This is a genomic window from Serratia sp. CoH_122_TC_1 (genome assembly GCF_058191755.1).
This window is the reverse complement of sequence record NZ_JBXWLA010000049.1, coordinates 1-1,987: the sequence shown is the minus strand read 5'-3', so window position 1 is coordinate 1,987 and position 1,987 is coordinate 1. Positions and strand designations below refer to the sequence as shown.

General features: G+C 56.4%; 2 protein-coding genes. Both read right to left on the bottom strand.

Annotation, left to right across the window (positions count from 1 at the left end; all coding sequences use genetic code 11):
• A partial coding sequence (locus AC2FC2_RS26870; RefSeq protein ID WP_490660197.1) for a S8 family serine peptidase occupies positions 1 to 1,754 on the bottom strand: 1,754 nt, incomplete at its 3' end.
• A 68-nt stretch (positions 1,755 to 1,822) separates the two neighbouring features.
• The coding region (locus AC2FC2_RS26865) for an autotransporter outer membrane beta-barrel domain-containing protein (protein ID WP_490632495.1) at positions 1,823 to 1,987 on the bottom strand (165 nt) is incomplete at its 5' end.

The window sequence follows — 1,987 nt, the reverse complement described above, 5'->3', positions numbered from 1 at the left end:
TGGCCGTTCGGTGCCACTTCCACCGCGTAGCGCGAACCCGGTTCGAAGCTGACGTTATTCGTCACATTCAAGGTGCCGATCGAGTTGCCGGGTGCCACGGTGCCGCCACTGCGCGCGGTCAATGAGCCCACCGTACCAGAACCGCCCAGTACGCCAGCGTTTTGCACCCTAACGTCCGACGTGACAGAACCGTTAACCGCCAGCAGACCGGTATTGACCCACGTTGGACCGGTGTAGGTGTTGGTGCCGGTCAACACCAGTGCCCCCTGACCTTCCTTCGTCAGGCCGCCGTGGCCGCGAATATCGTTGGAGTACACTTCCACCGAACAATGGTAGTCATCACAAATACGCGCCTGCAGCGTGCCGCGATCGATCTCAGCCCCTTGGCCTGGAATGTTGGCGATAAACTGCGAGGAACCATACGCAACCCCTGTCGGATCCGGAATGCGGAATTCTTCAGGAATATCTTCGACGGTGTAGAACATCCCTGGCCCATTAATCGCCTTGCCCAGGTTGATCATCCCCCAGCCGTACAGCGCATCGATGCCCGGTGCGCCCATATCGGTCGCGGTGGTTTTCAGCACGTCGGCAATTTGCGCTGACGTCATGTACGGGAAACGTTGGAGTAATACAGCAACCGCACCGGTTACGTGTGGCGTCGCCATTGAGGTGCCGTTCTTATTGCCATAGTCAGAGACCAACTGATGAGGATCTGAACCGTTGGCCACGGTGCTGTAGATTTTACTGCCCGGCGACGAGACGCAGAAACTGGCGGTATAGCCACAGCGTGAAGAGAAGCTGCTGATGGTATAAGGCACAGTGTTGGTGGAAGCATCATCCTGTGCGACGCTGGCAACAGACAGCCAGTTAGGCGCAATATCCGGCACAAAATAGGCCAAGCCGCTGATCACATCCGGTTGGTTGTAGTTACCGTCGTTACCGGCAGCGAACAACACCAGAATGTTTTTACGGGCGGCGTCAATCGCGCCCTGATAACCCGCTCCCGCCAGGCTACCCAGCAAAGGTTTCACCTGATCAAACTGTTCCTGTGCATCTTTTAACTCGAAATGCAGGGCATCCGGTTTTTTGCCATTATCCGAAAGGAAATCCGGAATACTGACCCCCCAGCTGTTGTTGATCACCCGTACGCCGCTTTTGATCATCGCCTGCCAACCCGCATTGGTCACGCTGCCATCCAGCCCGAGGAACTCGCCATAGGCCGGGCCGTCATTGTCGTTATCAACACTGATGATCTGTGAGTCAAACGCCACGCCGTGCATGCCGGTTCCGTCACGGTTAGCCCCGCTGATGCCGGCCACGTGTACACCGTGATTGCTCAGCAGGCCTTGAGTACCACTGTAGAAGTGGAAGGTTCCATCGAAGTAGAAACGATCCCCGGCCTTAATCCCATCACGGTGCGGATCGGTATAGGCGCGGTAACCCTCGGTAACCACATTCACCAGCTTGCCGTCACCCGCAAATTCAGGGTGTTTGTTCACTGGGGTATCGAAGATCCCCACCTTTTGCCCTTTACCGGTATAACCTGCCGCATAGGCTTCATCAGCGTGGATCGCCCCCAACCCCCAGTTCGCCTTGAATTCATCGCTGCGCCAGCTGGCTGGATCGCCCAACTTCCCCCCTTCCGTATAAGGCGTGGCCTGTACACCTCCGGCTGCCAGCAACGCACACAATAGGGCGTTCAGTTTCCACGTCGGCGCCAATGCCGGTTTATTCTTTCCTGTAGCTTGCTTCATTCCCTTATCCTTTTTGTTTTAGTCAAACCGCCACCCAGTGAGGCGGTTTGTCCCTCAGTTTTTTAAGATCAGAAATGCCAGGTAAAACCGGCGTTAACGCTGTTGTCCTGATAGTTTTGCGACAGCAGGCCGCCATAGCCCAGCGACAGGGTGGCATTCTTGTTCACCGCCACTTCTGCACTGGCCTTCAGCACCGCACCGTCACGCGATGCCGACACGCTGTTCACCACAAA